At 48.6% G+C, this 16303-nt stretch carries 14 protein-coding genes; 8 read left to right on the forward strand and 6 right to left on the reverse strand.

The genetic code is table 11. From position 1 onward, the window contains the following. Positions 1 to 207: 207 nt before the first annotated feature. A complete protein-coding gene (locus VE092_RS01275) occupies positions 208 to 1005 on the forward strand; it encodes a hypothetical protein (RefSeq protein ID WP_324873031.1) in 798 nt (265 codons plus the stop codon). Positions 1006 to 1157: 152 nt separating this feature from the next. Then, a complete protein-coding gene (locus VE092_RS01280) occupies positions 1158 to 1382 on the forward strand; it encodes a type II toxin-antitoxin system MqsA family antitoxin (RefSeq protein ID WP_324873033.1) in 225 nt (74 codons plus the stop codon). A 222-nt stretch (positions 1383 to 1604) separates the two neighbouring features. On the opposite strand, the gene VE092_RS01285 is transcribed toward VE092_RS01280, so the two are convergent. Genes VE092_RS01285 through VE092_RS01295 form a run of 3 tightly spaced genes read right to left on the reverse strand, consistent with a single transcriptional unit; the run spans position 1605 to position 4065 of the window. Beyond that, positions 1605 to 2354 (reverse strand): hypothetical protein, encoded by a 750-nt coding sequence (locus VE092_RS01285; protein WP_324873035.1) that lies wholly within the window; start codon positions 2352 to 2354, stop codon positions 1605 to 1607. After that, positions 2351 to 3811 carry a radical SAM/SPASM domain-containing protein gene (locus VE092_RS01290; protein WP_324873038.1) on the reverse strand — a complete coding sequence of 487 codons (1461 nt, stop codon included), beginning with the start codon at positions 3809 to 3811 and terminating at the stop codon, positions 2351 to 2353. The genes VE092_RS01285 and VE092_RS01290 overlap by 4 nt, the downstream gene beginning before the upstream one ends. A 38-nt stretch (positions 3812 to 3849) precedes the next feature. Next, positions 3850 to 4065: a hypothetical protein gene (locus VE092_RS01295; protein WP_324873040.1), complete on the reverse strand. Its 216-nt coding sequence runs from the start codon at positions 4063 to 4065 to the stop codon at positions 3850 to 3852. Between the two features lie 503 nt (positions 4066 to 4568). On the opposite strand from VE092_RS01295, the gene VE092_RS01305 reads away from it, so the two are divergent. The 4 genes from VE092_RS01305 (at position 4569) to VE092_RS01320 (ending at position 11144) form a co-directional block, all read left to right on the forward strand. Further along, the gene (locus tag VE092_RS01305; protein ID WP_324873189.1) at positions 4569 to 6863 is read left to right on the forward strand and encodes an ATP-binding protein; all 2295 of its coding nucleotides are present in this window, start codon (positions 4569 to 4571) and stop codon (positions 6861 to 6863) included. A gap of 519 nt (positions 6864 to 7382) precedes the next feature. Continuing rightward, the gene (locus VE092_RS01310) at positions 7383 to 8276 is read left to right on the forward strand and encodes a phosphoribosyltransferase-like protein (protein WP_324873042.1); all 894 of its coding nucleotides are present in this window, start codon (positions 7383 to 7385) and stop codon (positions 8274 to 8276) included. 1 nt (position 8277) lies between these two features. Further along, entirely contained in the window at positions 8278 to 10245 is a 1968-nt protein-coding gene (locus tag VE092_RS01315) for a hypothetical protein (RefSeq protein ID WP_324873044.1), read from the forward strand. Continuing rightward, a complete protein-coding gene (locus VE092_RS01320) occupies positions 10242 to 11144 on the forward strand; it encodes a hypothetical protein (protein ID WP_324873046.1) in 903 nt (300 codons plus the stop codon). The genes VE092_RS01315 and VE092_RS01320 overlap by 4 nt, the downstream gene beginning before the upstream one ends. A gap of 6 nt (positions 11145 to 11150) precedes the next feature. Here the strand turns inward: VE092_RS01320 and VE092_RS01325 are convergent, their stop codons facing one another. Beyond that, positions 11151 to 12362 (reverse strand): N-6 DNA methylase, encoded by a 1212-nt coding sequence (locus VE092_RS01325; RefSeq protein WP_324873048.1) that lies wholly within the window; start codon positions 12360 to 12362, stop codon positions 11151 to 11153. A 66-nt stretch (positions 12363 to 12428) separates the two neighbouring features. Between VE092_RS01325 and VE092_RS01330 the strand changes: the two genes are divergently transcribed. Together VE092_RS01330 and VE092_RS01335 are read left to right on the forward strand one after the other, a co-directional pair. Beyond that, positions 12429 to 12743, forward strand: coding sequence for a helix-turn-helix transcriptional regulator (locus tag VE092_RS01330; protein ID WP_324873051.1), 315 nt, complete (start codon positions 12429 to 12431; stop codon positions 12741 to 12743). A gap of 32 nt (positions 12744 to 12775) precedes the next feature. Continuing rightward, positions 12776 to 13456: a dUTP diphosphatase gene (locus VE092_RS01335; protein WP_324873053.1), complete on the forward strand. Its 681-nt coding sequence runs from the start codon at positions 12776 to 12778 to the stop codon at positions 13454 to 13456. A 650-nt stretch (positions 13457 to 14106) separates the two neighbouring features. Here VE092_RS01335 and VE092_RS01340 read toward each other — a convergent pair. Further along, positions 14107 to 14772, reverse strand: coding sequence for a response regulator transcription factor (locus VE092_RS01340; protein ID WP_324873055.1), 666 nt, complete (start codon positions 14770 to 14772; stop codon positions 14107 to 14109). A 392-nt stretch (positions 14773 to 15164) separates the two neighbouring features. Beyond that, a complete protein-coding gene (locus tag VE092_RS01345) occupies positions 15165 to 15956 on the reverse strand; it encodes a ferredoxin--NADP reductase (protein WP_414653383.1) in 792 nt (263 codons plus the stop codon). Positions 15957 to 16303 lie beyond the last annotated feature (347 nt).

The raw sequence follows: 16303 nt of genomic DNA on the forward strand, positions 1-16303 counted from the left end.
AACGCAAGGCACCGACAATGCGCTAAATTGCATCATCCGCCTATGGCTATTAGCTGGCATAAATCCGACCTAGACAAATTGAGAAGATTGATGTACGCGTTTTCACCGATCCAATGGGACACCCAAGCTGACTGCTATGTTGAGCTTTCCCGCCCTTCAAACGGTCACATATATGGGATACAAAGCTCATCGGCACCCAGGAAGAACTTGAGGCGCCTTCTGGCTGAAGAAGTTTTTGATATCGCTGCAAGGGCCTTGAACGCTGGTACGCCTTACGAGATTGAACAGATACTTACGGGCGAGTCTTTCCTTCCCGACGAACGTACCCGCTGGTGGGAACGATTGAGGAAGGGTTCCTATGACCTAATCGGGGCATTAAAACGCAACGAACCAAAGGCTCGGGACTGGATGAGACGATTGGCAAAACATACGAATGAAGCCGACCGTCTTCTTGCGATGCCATTATGGAAGTTATCTGAGCCCGGCGTGGCCAGCGTGAATGTCATGTGGACATGGCGCTCGGCCGTGGAAAATATGGGCGTGGTAATACCTAAATTCCCGGATAGATCGGAATCTAGTGCTTGCCGTTATAAAGAGTCTCTCTTGTCGTTATTAAGGAATTATCAAACAACGATGGCCGGCATCAATACGGCCCTCTTCTGTTTGAGATTAGCCCAAGCTCAGGGCAATTTGGGCTGTTATATACTGACTTATGAAAAGATAGTGGCCGATAAATGGCCTTGGTCTACGAATCTATTTCTAGGCAAGCTTCTTCTTTTTTATGCTGAATGGTTCTCGACGCTACAAATTCATTGCCTAAGGGAAGACGATCTTATAGACGTAGAGCAAGATCTGAATGCATACGGATTATCGGTCAACTTCGTAGAATATAGACGATTGAACGATCCGCGATATGAGCTCATTTCCGCAATCTTCGGCAGTACACGTGACGACGAGAAAACGTCGGTACTGCTCAAAGTATTACCCTCGAATCGCACAACCTGACTATACCGATTGAAGAGAAACTCCCTTCGGCAAGTCTTTCGACTTGATGAGACTTGTACGTATCGAGTTTCTAAAAATTTCCTTTTGGTCAAAGCCCTACAGCTCGTCGACCTACAAGGCAACTATGAACGCGTGTTTCAAGGAGCAGAAAAATGAAATGTCCGACTTGTGGTAAGGGCGAATTAATAAACGACACGCGCGATGTTCCGTATTCAAATAAGGGAAACACAACAATATTCCCTGGTGTGACGGCAGACTTTTGCACAACATGTGATGAGTACCTGACCTCGCCCTCCGAAACACAACGGGTCATGGAGATGATGAGGGCATTTAATCAACGATTCGAATCAACTTCTACGCGCACAGATGAGGGGTGACGACATAATGGTTTATATACTCTTCATGCGAAACGCCTCCTTATATTTAAAGTCTACTTAATCGCAGCATATTTATTGAACAGATCGCGGGAGTAGATGCGCGCACGGAGGCGAATAGCTCATCCCACATCTATCAATGTTACCCGCTTGCGCTCCATTGCCGCCTTTATGCTGGCGGCGTGAGAACCGATGTAATCCCCCCCCGACATTCAAACGTACGATTTAGATACGTTGATCTAACGCTGGCCACATAATCCAATGTGTCGGGGCAGCCATAATTTCTGCAGTAAGAAATTTATTTATTTCTTTCGCAATAACCTCGACATCTTCAATGCATGAGATTCGTTTTAATGTACCTATCTCTCCGGACTGAGTTCCAAGTATCTGTATGCGATAGCCATATCGTTTGGCAAGATGCAAGATACCTACCGGCGTTCGGGCGTTGTACGACAAAAAATCGATGGAAATATGACGAGTTTCTTCGTAACAGTAATCGAACATCGCTACCAGAGGACGTCCTGATTTCATCGAGCGAATTAGTCTTAGAAAATTTTTAGCCGTTCTAAAATTAAACGTAAATCCCGCATTGGTTAGTTCTACTAACCAATCGGCATCTTGAGCAATTAAAATTAGAGGTTTTATCTTAAAAAGCTCTTTTCGAATGGCGGGATAATCTCTGAAGTGCCAGCAAATATAGAGGCATCGATCTCCCCCATCTAAAACGGTATGCGGAGTAATCTCGGCCGCTTCTGCGGCAAGTATCGCGTTTTCATAGCAGCTATCTAAATATCCCGCTATGAATAATTTCGATTCTATGGCTTCAATTCCTAGCCTACGACAGGTATTTTGATAATTATCATTGGCCTTCAGTACCATGGGGGAATTAATGTCCCACAATTCTCGCAATAATTCAATTTGGGCTGGTTTATCTTTTTGTCGCCGAAGCTTATCAAACATCGACTCACGTTTCATAAGTTGGCTCCTAGATTAACCCCTAGTGTGCTATTCGTGGTACGTGGCCTATGTCTAAGATAATATAAAACAAGTGGTGCCCCTTCTACTCCACGCTCTGAAATTTCTTCGAGAATTTCTCTATATAGATACTTTGAAACGGCGCAGGTCACAGCATCAATCGAATTGACTTCTCCCGTTGACGAGATTGCTTTGCCCGCACACGTCCCTCCGCATAAACCGAACAATGAGCATGTAGAACATTCATTTCCCTGATCACGTAACCAAATGTGCCTATCGCTTACCCAGGAGCGGGACGCAAACACCGAATCTTCCTTTGGAAGAGAACTGATGTCCCCAATCTTAAAGATTGGATGATAAATAATGTCGCATGAGCGTAAGGCTCCTTCGGCATCTAAAACCACAAACTCATTTGCAGCTGCGCAAGGACCTCGGTTACAAAAATCACGCGGCTGAAAGTTAAATAAATTATCGATTGCACTGGTTACTAAGGATACGTTCAGAGAAGAGAGTTCTCCACTTCGAATGAGTCTTACTATGGAGGAAAGTAAATTTACAGCTTCTATTGGCGTTGGGATTTCGTGTTTTAGGTTATGTCCTCGCCCCGTTGCATCCATGAAAGCCATCGAATACCCAGAGATTCCCAATTCTTGCAACCAAATGCAAAATTCTGGGATTTCATTTATTGAGCTTCGAGAGATAACTGAAAGAATGCCACAATCACTTTTTATAAAGTCCCCAAAATCGGCGATTAATCGCTGAAAAATATCGAATGAAGATTTTCCATTTGACATCATACGATGTTGGTTGCTTCGCCTACTAAATCCGTCAACAGAAATCCCGACGTTAAATTTCTTTTCCTTTAAAAAACGCACTATGTCAGCCGACAGCAGAGCACCGTTTGTTTGGAGTGAATACCTTAGTGACTTTTCATCCTTATACTCAGCTTCCAGAAATGAAATAATGTCTCGAATGAAATCGGGTCTGAGTAGTGGCTCACCGCCATGAAAGGCGATATTAAGAGCGTCCTGGTTTTCCAGGATTGAGGACAGTACACTTTTAGTACGATCTAAAGATATTTTTTGGTGAAACCTTGTCGACTCGTAGTCATAACAATAAGAGCATCGAAGATTACAACTACCCGTAACTTTCACCAAAACCGTCGTCGTTTTTTTGTCATGTGGTTGCGGAGAAAATACTTTTTTTGATTTCAGCGAATCAACGAGCCCTGCATTTTGCAATACGCTCAGGGTCTCTTGTTCAGTAGCCGATAAAGTATCAAGGTGGCCATAAGTTTCAAGCCATGTTGGAAGAACAGAAAAATCCATTTCGGAAAGAATTGCCCAACCTGTATGCAGAGTAGAGAGTAACGCGATATTGCCATCTCGAAGCCTTAGGGTTCGATGATCACCAAGGCGGACAGGACTAGATCTAGTTGCACCCAGCTCTTTTATCATTTTGAGTCTCCCGTCGCCTATGTGGTGAGGACGCCAAATTATTTCCCGAAGACATCGCAAGTAGTTTTTGCCCACATCGGCTGCATAGCCTTCAGGTCACTCACCCCAGAAACTCGGAGATCGCCGGCTGATTTGATGGGGATATGTGGCTTAATTGCTTTCAAAACATCTGTTCCAACATCGTTGTTTAAGCTGCTCACGTCAAAACTATCATCGACATCAATCTCAACAGTGAGTTGAATTTTCTTAGACATATTGGAAAGCCCTTTCAAATTAAGTGACTAGGTTTAGTAAAGCCTCGCAAAAGTGAGAAAAAATGCCTAAAAACAACGCACCACTCGCATTGGCGCAAAGTCTGTTTATCATCAATAAATACGTGAGTCAATATGGTATGGGGGAACGTTATTTCGAAAACTGAGATTTATTGCTCGCATTAAAGATTTTTCGGGGAAATTTTTTTTTTATAGGTAGATGTTGATCAACTACCATGGACTAACGCTCGCCTTACCCCGTGACGAACATCATGCATGTCCACGGTCTAGGCGTAACCCGTGCCTGCGGGCTGATAGGTATTTTCCGCTCCTTGTGTCACTATGAATCCCGTCGTCCTGACGATGAGGAACTGCGTCAGCGTCTTTGCGAACTGGCAGCCATAAAACGCCGATATGGATCTCGGCGTCTGCATGTATTGATGCAGCGGGAAGGATGGCAGGTTAATCGGTTAAAATTAAAATCCAACAATCAGAGGAGGAGATGGATGAGTTTGGCTGCTGTCATCACCGCCAGCTTGAAGAAAATGGCCATGGACCCGGCATTTGAATCTGAGTTGCTGACAAAGGATAAGACCAAGGCAAAGAACCGGAACGAAGGTCAGTGGTGGGATTATAAGGAACAGCTTGAGGTCAGCAGCCCCTTTGGCATTGCCAAGCTCGCCAGGCATGTCCTAGCCTTTCACAACGCGAAGGGTGGTGCGATCTGTATTGGTATCGACGACAAATATGTCGTCAAAGGCATCCCGGCGTCCGATGCGGTTGACACGAAGCGTGTTAACGACAAGTTAAAGGCGTATGTCGGTCCGCGGGTTAAAGTGTTTCAGGAGACCATTGAGCTTGCGAACGGTCGGGTCATCTGGATCGTCTTCGTACCTGGCATCGCTAAGAATCAGCTCCCTGTCGCAACCCAACGAGACGCGCCTATCGATACGAGTAACAATAAAAGTCTCTTTAAGAAAAATACATTCTTCCTACGCGTTGATGACGAGTCTAAGGCATGCCAAGATCCAATCGACATCTATTCGCTGTTCACTGATGTCGACGCCTCACAGCAAGAGGCTTACGCACTAGACATCGACGAACCCTACTTTCGGCTCCTCGCCCCTCACTGCGAGCAGTTCATCGGCCGTCGCGAAGTCCTAGATGAGGTCCGCAAAGCACTGCAACTCCGGCACCCTGTTATCTCTTTGGACGGCCTAGGTGGAGTCGGAAAGTCGGCCGTGGCGATCGAACTAGCGAAGCAGTTCTATGACGGGGGGGACTACGAGTTCCTGATCTCGTTGTCAGCCAAGAGTCGGGTCTGGCAAGGCAGCGTGATGTCGCGCGTCGCCGGATTCTCCGGGATCACCGAATTCCTGGAAACAATCGCTAATTGCCTGGGCTTGCCGCCACAAGTATCCATGGACGATACCAAGGCTGCGATCCTTGATGCTATGACCGGCATACGAGGACTACTGCTGATCGACAATATTGAGGATGTTTCTGACGACCAGGTGATCTCCTTTCTGTATCGCGAGGTGCCCGACCCGGTGAAGGTTCTGGTGACAAGTCGCATCAGTCGGAACATGGGTGCCCTGTCGGTGCCTGTTCCGGAGATGCTGGAAGACGAGGCGATTCAGCTCTTTGAAATCGAGCTCAAACGGCAGGGATACAGCAGGAAAGTGACAGATAGCGCCGCGATCCGGTCTATCGTCAAATACACTGGCGGGATTCCGCTGGCCCTAAAATGGAGCGCGTCCATCGCGGCCAAGAGCGGCTCGCTCAGGACGGCGGAGGATGCGTTCAAAGGAGCTCCAATCGAGAAGCGCGAGTTCCTGGACTTCTGCTTCACGACAATGTTCGATGAGCTCGACGTAAATGCCCGCGATGTTGCGCTTTTGTACCCTTACCTGGGCACTAATTGGACGCTACCCATTCTGTCAATCGCGCTGGACATCCCTGAGGAGGAAGTCGTTAGCGCACTGGACGAGCTTGAGAATCGCGGTGTTGTCTTCAGAAAGGGCGTGCAGGCAGAAGAGATGCCAGGGGTATTGCCGCTGACCAAGGAATTCCTCGCGATCAAGGTGCGCAACAGTGCCGCCCTTGAGGAGGCTGTTGATGCCAGGCTCGCAGATGCCCTTGGCCAAGCCAATCCTTTGGTCGCCAACCTGGACTCCCAGAAAGGGCAGGAGGTTCTTGCAGGTGCCATTGAGCGCAAGATCGCAAAGGGTGATCTGGTCGCGGCCGACAGGCTAGCTAAGCTCATGGTGCAGCAAACTAATGGCGCAGAGAACAAGAAGGCCCACTTCTACGCGGGCCAGATCCTTTACATGAAAGACCAAGCAGGTGCTGGCAAAGAAATGATGCAGGCCGTACTCAGGGAAATGGGCGAATCGTCGGAAAAGACCAAGCTAGATCTGACACTCGGTACGCTGTTGCTGGATGCGGTCAACAAACAAGATCGTGTCGAGGGCGCCCTTCAAATGACACGGCTGGTGGCTAAGGGCACCGAGGTCCATCCACAGTTGCTGGGGAAAATCACAGAGTTGCTCATGCGAAGCGTGGACATCAGCAGCGTTCGTCTATTGTTATCTGTTCAGCATAAAGCGCCGGCGGCAGCGTCGATCGCCAAGGCGTTCGATAAGTCGACCCTGGCCCAGAACTCACAGCAGCAGCACGAGATAGGTCCGGCTTTGAAGGACATTTTCGAGGAGGCTGCGAGGGCGAAGGCGTCGGAAATCACTCCGGCAGAACGCCAGCGCTTCGCAACGTTTGCGCAAAACTTGGCAAAGCTCTTCTAGCTTGGAGATAGGTGCTGGCAACCTTTACCGCCTTTTGTAGAGGCTGATTCGTCGAGCCTAGATTCGATTGAGCCTACGCCAAGATCAGGGGTGCGCTGCATAATATCGGCTCCCGCCGCCGCAGGTTTTTCATCTTCTCGAGTCGGGCGGTCCTTTAACTTCGTTCACGAAGGTATCTGAGATGCAGTTTGCAAGATGGGACTTTAGAAAAAAAAGGGCTCAAACCTGACTCCGGTGAGATGAATTACCGCAGGTCAGCATTGTTTTAAGATCCATTTCGCCAAGGATTAGCGTGGGGAGCATCCAATATACCAACGGCTACATGGCACTGAGTTTCTACCTCCCAGCATTTCGCATAGAACTCACGTCAACGTAACTCCTGCGCTCACCATCTCATTTTTTGGTGTAATGTCTTGTTAAGAGGCTAGGGGGAGTAGACACCAGATGCTTTCATAAAGGAAACATCTGCAGATACTAATTGGCCGCTCCGATCACAAGTCAAATTAAAGAGCGTCATTTATGCAACAACAGGCACTTTCCATTGTCAACGACGACCTGAATCTAAAGCGGGAGATCCAGCTGTTAAGCTCCACTGGAATTCGAAATGGGCTGAGCAGAGAGCGGATTAGTACGTGGCTGAAGCAATTCGCCAAAGGCCCTGAATACTCTTTGGCACTATTTATTCTTCGCCATTTAATTTATAGAACTACCGGCCAAATCGAGTCCGCATTGGCTCAAGCGCTTCGGAAAATGGCGCTCACCATCGCTCAAAATGAAACAGATAGAGAAAGGCTTCATTGGCGCGAAATTTTGCAAGGCGCAGCCAACTTGAAAGTGTACTTTGGCCCTCCTGCGCATGAACATACGCGCCCAGGCAAAAGTGGAGAACTCATCACGCGCATGTTGAAGCAAGAATTCAAAATCAATGGTGCACAAATCTCATATCCAGATTCCGTTACCACATTACAAGAACACGAAAGGTATCTTCTTGTCGACGATGGGGTATTCACTGGGGACCAGTTAGAAGGGATGCTTCAACAGGGACTATCCGCATTGACTAGAAATCCAGGAAAGGTGGGAATTGTCGTTGCAATTGCTCATGAATTTGCAATTTCTCGATTTCAAAAATCTTTCCCTGATATCCCGATATTTTTTGGTGAAAAAATGACCGCTGAGGATAGCTTCTCGTCACAAGCCTCCACCTGGATTAACGAGAACAGATGGCCTCATGAAATAAGTCCCGTAGATGTCTATCAGAGTATTGTGTCGGCCAAAGGAAATTTCAAAGAAAAGCAGCCGCTAGGCTTTGGCAGCTTGGGACTTATGGTCGCCTATGAACATGGGGTTCCTGACGATTCTTTGCAGTTATTATGGGATGAATCGGAAACTTGGAAGCCACTTTTTGATAGATAGAATGAGCAAAATTATCGACCATACTATCCTCGCGAAGACTCGAGCTGAGGAACATGATGCCGACGTATGGGGAAGATTTTTTATTCCGCCATACTTTCAACAACTGAACCTGAGATCCGCTACACGTTCGACCTACATCATCGGAAAACGGGGTTGTGGAAAAACCATGCTACTTAAGTACATGGATTACCACACTGCATTTTCACGGAAGCGCTTAAAAATACCTGATGACGAAATATCCCACGTAGGAATCTATTGGCGTGTAGACACCCAATTCTCTAATTCCTTGAAATCAAGAGGTCTGACCGAAGATCAATGGATTTCTATCTTCGACAGCTACTTTGCACTCGTAACCTCCATCGAAATTCTGCGAGCAACGAAGCTTATTGCGGATAGCACTTTCGCAAGATTCTCTAAAGATGATTACTCTTCGTTGAAAATATCTTGTGCCTCTGATTTTCACCCTGACTTTCCAACATCGCCAATCGAATTGGAATTTTTCTTAGAAGCGAGTCGCCGGAGATTCACCACTTGGATTTCTAATATTTCTTCATTAGAACAGCCACTTTTACCTCCTGGACGAGACTTCGTTTCTGCCATTATTCAAGATCTTCGTGCGACACCTGGCCTTGAAGAAATCGCTTTTTACGTCTATGTCGATGAAGTCGAAAATCTAGTTTCTTATCAGCGTCGAGTGCTAAATAACTATCTCAAGCACAGCCAACGCCCTCTTATTGTGAGTTTTACTTCTAAAGAGTTATCACCAGAAAATCGTACCACAGGCTTGGAGACTGTGAACGCGACTCATGACTTCCGCCTGATTTCTCTAGATGACCTTCAAGATAGCCCGCAACGCGAGGTGTTTTTTGCCGAAGTGTTTCTAGCCAATTTGGAATTAGCAGAAAAAAATTCTGATGCAGAGTTTTTGCCGTCGGTATTAGAGCCAGACAATCTAAAAATTAGACAGACACAAGACTATCGAGATCGAACTCTTAATGTGATTCGAACTCTCTTCCCCTCAAGGACTGCCAAAGAACTTGCTGCCGATGCTCTCAATCACGACCGTATAAATAAAATTCTTTGGGAGCGGGTGGAGCTTGCACTTACACGACGTCGATTTTCAAGATCTCTAGCATTTGAATATGCCAAGTTCACCGATGTTCCGGAGGCACTTGTTGTTTTGCCTGCGCTATTAAACAGATCTTCGCTGAATCCAGAGTCGATCCTCAAACAATTGAGACTCTATTCTGACGATAGCAGCGGATCATTTCAAAGCACTTGGATACACAATAATCTGATTGGTGCATTACTTGAGCTGTATCGCCCCTATCAACCAGTTTGTCCGATTTACAGCGGCTTTGATACGTTCTGCACGATGTCCGGAAATAATCTGCGTCACTTCTTGATTCTGACTTATAAGGCACTTGAGGTAGCCGAACTAATGGAAGAAGACAGTCAGATATTTTCAATAGATATTCAAGCCAGAGCAGCATACGAAGCTGCGCAAAAGCTTATCGAAGAGATTAAGACTTTTGGTGAGTATGGTGAACGTTTGCGGATGTTCGTTTTACGCCTTGGCGGAGTATTTCGCTCCTTGCAGGCGCAACCGGCAATGAGCGAGCCAGAACAAAATCAGTTCACCATCAACTCTGGGGATCGAGCTTTAAATGACATTGAAATGAAATTCATTAGTGAGGCAAAAAAATACGCCATATTGGTAGAAAAACTAGAGACTAAAACAAAAAATAAAGTCGGATCTGATATTGTCGACTACCAACTCAATCCAATTTATTCGCCTTATTTCCAAATCAGCTATCGAAAGAAAAGAAAGATTGAAATTTCGGTAGATCAATTTCAAGTGTTAGCGCTAGGAACTGAGGATGCGTATCAGGATTTGAGCAACAAGCTCGTGAGAGGCAATGGAAAACAGAATGAGCTGGGATCTACTCAAATGGGATTATGGCAATGAACCCGGCAGCGCATTTCTACAGCACCAGTAATTTAGAGCCTAGCGAATTGGCCATCCCAATTAATAGCCTCGTATTTCACGGCAATCCAATTGACGACAGAGGACGTTTGGCAATACAGCTCAATAATGCGGAATCACATCACCGCATTCTTGTGAGCTATGACGTGGAAACGATGGCGGTAAAAATAGGTGAAAAATCCGTTTCCGCGGACAGCTGCGAGATCTTGATCCAAGAGCATTTGGATGATCGTCCAATTGTTCTAGAGGCCACAACATTAGGTTTTGCTGAGCTTTTTTGTATTGTTCGAGCATTGATTGCCCTTGGTATTAAAGTCTTCACCACGATTTATGTTGAGCCGGCTAATTACACGAAGCCAGTAGGAGGGAATTCGTTCGCACTATCGGAACTTATCGCAGACTATCGCCCGATACCGCATTCAATCGTTGACTTGGCAAGTGATGAGGTTAGTGCGGGAGTATTCTTCTTAGGATACGAACCCGAGCGTATGGCTCGAGCCTTGGAAGAATTTCAAATGATCTCGTCGAAAGAAATCAAGGTTGTCTTCGGCGTACCTGCTTTTCGGGCAGGATGGGAACTTAATGCGATCGTACCTCACCTCTCGATTCTGTCAGAACAAGGTTCAATCGACGTTGCATATTGTTCGGCCAACGAACCTGGGTCTGCCTTTGATTGTTTGGAGAAGACTAGACTCTCTCTCTCTGCCGGTGACAAGATGTTCATTGCTCCCATCGGAACAAAGCCATGTGGCATTGCAACTGCTGTCTTCTGCAGCCTTTATCCGAGCGAGACGGGCATCATTTATGACCACCCCAAGAGAAAATCAAAACGTTCAAGCGGAGTCAACCTGTGGCATAAATACAGCGTCAATATTGGATAAACGAAACTAACCGATGGTCATTGGCAACGGTGCCTTGGCCAAGTCTTGATGTGTGATGAATTTAGCGCATGCGCCACGCGCTAACGCCAGCTGCCAATCGCGCCCTGTCTCGGATGATAAAAATTCCCAAATGTTACGGCGTTCAGCGGACGGTGCCGAAATGCGGAAAACACAGTCCGAAATATATTGACTGCCTCTCATAACGATAGCGGCTCGTCCTAAGCATCTAGTCCCTACCCTTGGAATTAAGATATCCCCCTCTTGAGCCGGGGAGTCCACCTGAGTCGTCACACTTGGATGTACGCCGTCTTCAAAATGAATTTGAGAAGTTGGATAATTCTGAAATGAAGTCGTATGGAAGTGCGATATTCCTTGATGCGCCAATGTATTAGATGAATGTTTTCCGCGAGCAATTTGCGCGCCTAAAGAAGACAAAGTTGTACTGGCTCGTACGGTTCTGTTTTCGCCTTTGCACTCTCTTATCAACTGCTCAGCAGAGAACTCGCCAATGCGCTCGATGCCTTGGCCATCTCGGGCATTGAACACTGTAAATTTCGATCTTGTCGCATTGGTCACATCAGGCCTAAAGATCAATATCGCTGTTTGCACATCGGCACTCTGATATACCGACTGAGGAAGAGCAATAATTTCGCGAAGCCCAAAATATCGCGATAAGGCATTCAAATTTGCGAACGTACGCGACATCGCAAACGCCGATATTGGAAGAATAAACGCCATTTCGCCCCCGGGCTTTAGCATTTTCAGCGCATGCGCCAAAAAAACCAAATCCATTCGTTGCAACTTGGCTCCCTTAGTGGCCCCAAAACCCAACGCTGTTAGCTTTGCCTGCACCTGAGGATCGTTTTTGAGATAGGTAAATGGCGGGTTGCAAATGACCGTGCTCATTTTTCCATACCTTCGAACAAACCAACCAGGAAAATTAGGTTCAGTTACGTCACGAGAAATCAGGGATACACCATCTGCGCGCATTTCTGCTTGTATTCCCTGAGGGATGGGGTAATTATCAACCCCAATAAGTCGCGCGCTCGGAAATCGATCGATTAATGCAGTAGTCAATGCCCCTTTACCAACTCCCAGATCAACGACATCTTTCGGAGTTCTTCGAAGCCGAGAACAAAGTAATTCCGCCACCCAATTTGGAGTCGCAAATTGCCCCGCGTCCGCACTTCCTCGATCACTTTCAATTGACCATTGCATGATTGTTTATATCAATTTATTCTTATAATGAATAATATCTGAACAGTGCACCCTGTCAAGAATCCAATGAAAGCCAAAGACATTATTACAACCGCATGGAAGCAGTCTGGCCTTAGTCAACAAGATTTTGCCAAGGAAATAAAGAAAAGCCAGCCAATGCTTTCCAAATATATGTCAGGCTCTGCCTCACCACCTGCCGACATAATTATTCTCTGTATGAATAAGTGCGGGCTGCAACTGAAGCACGAGATATCTGCGAGTGAACTCGCAAATCGAATTCTCGTAGAATTGGCTGACAATGCATTCTCCGAGACCAGATCAGCTATTAATCAGATTTTAAATTCGATAGCACAGCAGAATGATACGATAGCTCGTAACTGAGTTGGTCGGTTGGTAACCAAAGGAGAGCCTGGATGGAACCTCTACGCATGGCACAAGCTGCTCAAATGCTAACTCTCCAAGGGGAGATGAACAGCACAGTGAATCCAGAATGGATCTCTGCAAAATACCCCTTTTTAAGAGCGGTAGTTGTTGAAGTCGCCGAGGCCTTGGATCACTATGGATGGAAGTGGTGGAAAAAAGAGCAACCCGATTTAGCACAAGTACAAATTGAGCTTATCGATATTCTCCACTTTATTCTTTCACATGAACTTTTGCAGGCCGAAGGTGACGTGAGAAAGGCTGCGGAATCTGTTGTCGAAAAGTCCAATCCCACCCAATACACCATTGAATTCGATGGCTCCGCACATTTGCTTGATCGAAACGACCCGAGGACATTACTGGAATTGCTCGGCGGATTAGCATCAGTTCGTCGATGTGAGATCGGAGTTCTCGAAGCGTGTTTCGATTCACTTGATATGTCATGGGATGATGTAACGCGACAATATATTTCCAAGAATGTGCTGAATATTTTCAGGCAGCACAATGGCTATAAGTCTGGGACATACATAAAAACCTGGATGGGCAAAGAAGATAACGTTCACTTGGTCGAGCTAACTTCGACATTAGACCCAAAACAAGATTCTTTTGCCAAGGACCTCTACCACGCACTGGTTAAACGCTACAGCGAAGTCAATGCGGAAGCCTCTAGTTAGCGGTAGTGCCCCGCACTACCAGTGACTTAAGAAATCGTATTATCGCTGAACGGCGACTCTCGAAATGCATAATAATTTGCTCGGGCGCCATTCAGAGCATGATGTTCGCGCAATGCATTTCGTTGATGACAGCCATACCGAAGAGGCTCACTAATGAGATCCACAACTAAGCGACGCCTGCACCAAGCAGAAACTTCTCCATCAAGTGCGTTAACGAATAGATCGCAGTCGGTCTAATAGTCATAGCAAATAGAGATTTCGCGCTCTACTGGGGATAAATGAAATTATTGCGTCATCTTGCCGTGCAGTTCGTCTCGGCCAATTTCGGCCTCAGGCACGTACCCTGGTACCGGAGTGAAGTATCTCATGACGCAAAAACAAAAAAAGCCCAGCAAGAGCTGAGCTTCTTTAATGCCACGACGGGCAGCGGCAGTACAAAGGCCTTAAAGGCTAGCTACGACATTACTGGCAAATTTGAGCTCAGTCAAATCCTCAATATGGCGTTGAGCATGTCTCATTTCGAACATTTCAAAATCTTAAGGGCATCAGGGGCAAAATGGCGTTTTGCGGCGGACAAACGCACCGTCCTTCGCACCGTCCTTCCCTGCCGCCGCCGGATTAATATCGGCGGGCGGCGGGCGGTGCCCCGCCTAGTTGATCATTCCGGTCGAATACGCATACTTGATCAGATCCGCATCGGTGCTCAGCCCCAGCTTGCGCATGGCATTGTTCTTGTGGGTGCTGATGGTGCTGGGCGTACGCGAAAGACGTTCGCAGATCTCACCCAGCGACTGCCCCTCGACAAACAGCCGCACCACCTCCAGCTCGCTCTGGGTCAACTCGCGCACCAATCCAAAACCTTCACCCTGGGCCCAGCTCATCTCCAGCTCACCGCGCAGCGATACCGGGAAATACAGTTGCTTGCTGCTCTGCGTGGCCAGGCAGGCATTGATCAGTTCATCGGCCTTTTCACGCTTGTTGATGACCGCGAAGACCCCCATGCGATACAGGCGCCGGATCACCGCACCGTTGTTCATGGCGGTATAGACGATCAGCTTGGTCGAGGGATGCTCGGTCTTGATCCGCTTCACCAGCGCGAAGCCGTCGGATTCTTCGCTGTCATCGGCCGGCATGGCGAAATCGGTGATGACGATCTCGCAAGGCGAGCGCTTGAGTGCCGTGAGCAGTGCTTCGCCGGTATCCACTTCCAGATCGATGCGTATTTCCGGCAGGCGCGCCAACTCGCTCCTGAGCGCACCCAGCACGATAGGATGGTCGTCGGCAATGGCTACGTGCAGGATCTTCTTCAAATTCATGCTACCCCCAAATGGTTCAATTAACTGACGGGTGACGATCCCGCGCGGCTGTGACCCGGAATCGTCTTCCCATGAAGTGCCTTGGCTTGCTGCCCTCGATTGCCTTCATCGATGTCGGCTCCCCGCGTTTGTCGATGCCGTCGAGGCATCGCAAAACTTCCATACATAGGAGATAGAGAAAATCGGAAGAAAATAGAAAGGAAATCGCAAGATTCGAGCTAAAAATCGAATTTATACGAGGTGTCAATAGCAAATAAGCCCAGCGGAACCGATCTTCCGGAGTTTTTCAGAAATCCATCGGCGCTCTTTATCGATATGGAAGCGGATTCTGTAAAGTCCGCATAAGGACCCGTCGGCGGGGAAATGGGGGAGCAAGTCCGTCCCCGTTGGCCTCACCAGTAGTCTTCGGTCACGAACTGACCGCCGCCGGTGCGGCGCAATGGCCCCATGCCCCGTTCACGCAGCAGCTCGCGTACTTCGGTGACCATGTCGGGATTGCCGCAGGCCATGAGCCGGCTCTGCTCCACACTCAACGGCAGGCCGGCTGACTGTTCCAGGGCGCCATCCCTGAGCAGCGTGGTGAGGCGTCCGGCCAGCCAGCCATGCGCGTCCGGCAGGTCGGTATCGCGGGTCACGCAGCGCAGCAGCTGCAGGCGTGCCGGCCAGCCCTGCTCGGCGGCCTGCCGGCGCAGTTGCTCGAACTTGTCGGCATAGGCCAGCTCCTCGCGCCGACGCACGCCATGCACCACCACCAGGTGGTCGAAGCGCTGCCAGACCTCGGGTTGCTGCAGGATGGATACATACGGTCCGAGGCCGGTGCCGGTCGCCAGCATCCAGAGCTGGCGACCATCGACGAAGCGCTCGGCGGTCATGAAACCATAGCTGAGCTTTTCCACCCACACCGCATCACCAGGCCGCAGAGCATCCAGGCGCGTGGTGAACTGGCCGCCGGGCACGATGATGGCGTAATACTCCAGCTGATCCTCATGCTCGGCCGAGGTGATGGAATAGGCTCGCGAAACGATCTGACCATCGATCTCCAGCCCCAGGCGGGCGAACTGGCCGGGCGTGAAGCGATAGCCGGCCGGACGGGTGGTCCGGAAACTGAGCAGGCTGTCGGTCCAGCGGTGGACCGACAGCAGCCGTTCGCAACTGGCCTTCTCCGAATACGCATCAATACTCACACTACTCACGTGACTCTCCTTCGATGTACAGCACACGCCTGCGGTAGCGGGACAAGTACCATGCCGGGTTTGGTCCGGAATACCCGGAATACCCGCGCGGCCGGCGTGGCAGGCGCATTACAATAGCGGGATGAACGAGGCGGACGATCCGCGCGCCCTGGCCTGTTGACCCGCATCGGCCGGATGTGCCTGGCGCTCCACCGCAGCGGTGCCCGCCACGACCCGGAAATGAAGCGCCGACGGCCGGCAGCGGCCAGGAACTATCCGCGCCGCGCGCGGGTCAGGCCTGGGTGGCGTACAGCGCCCAGCCCTCCATCCTACCCGACTTGCCGCAGGGCGCGTCAGGC

The sequence above is a fragment of the Herbaspirillum sp. genome, from assembly GCF_035644555.1.
Lineage (GTDB): Bacteria > Pseudomonadota > Gammaproteobacteria > Burkholderiales > Burkholderiaceae_D > Herbaspirillum.

Coding starts and splice junctions, on each gene's coding strand:
- VE092_RS01280 (WP_324873033.1), top strand. CDS start 1,158: ATGAAATGTCCGACTTGTGGTAAGGGCGAATTAATAAACGACACGCGC.
- VE092_RS01285 (WP_324873035.1), bottom strand. CDS start 2,354: ATGAAACGTGAGTCGATGTTTGATAAGCTTCGGCGACAAAAAGATAAA.
- VE092_RS01290 (WP_324873038.1), bottom strand. CDS start 3,811: ATGATAAAAGAGCTGGGTGCAACTAGATCTAGTCCTGTCCGCCTTGGT.
- VE092_RS01295 (WP_324873040.1), bottom strand. CDS start 4,065: ATGTCTAAGAAAATTCAACTCACTGTTGAGATTGATGTCGATGATAGT.
- VE092_RS01305 (WP_324873189.1), top strand. CDS start 4,569: ATGAGTTTGGCTGCTGTCATCACCGCCAGCTTGAAGAAAATGGCCATG.
- VE092_RS01310 (WP_324873042.1), top strand. CDS start 7,383: ATGCAACAACAGGCACTTTCCATTGTCAACGACGACCTGAATCTAAAG.
- VE092_RS01315 (WP_324873044.1), top strand. CDS start 8,278: ATGAGCAAAATTATCGACCATACTATCCTCGCGAAGACTCGAGCTGAG.
- VE092_RS01320 (WP_324873046.1), top strand. CDS start 10,242: ATGAACCCGGCAGCGCATTTCTACAGCACCAGTAATTTAGAGCCTAGC.
- VE092_RS01325 (WP_324873048.1), bottom strand. CDS start 12,362: ATGCAATGGTCAATTGAAAGTGATCGAGGAAGTGCGGACGCGGGGCAA.
- VE092_RS01330 (WP_324873051.1), top strand. CDS start 12,429: ATGAAAGCCAAAGACATTATTACAACCGCATGGAAGCAGTCTGGCCTT.
- VE092_RS01335 (WP_324873053.1), top strand. CDS start 12,776: ATGGAACCTCTACGCATGGCACAAGCTGCTCAAATGCTAACTCTCCAA.
- VE092_RS01340 (WP_324873055.1), bottom strand. CDS start 14,772: ATGAATTTGAAGAAGATCCTGCACGTAGCCATTGCCGACGACCATCCT.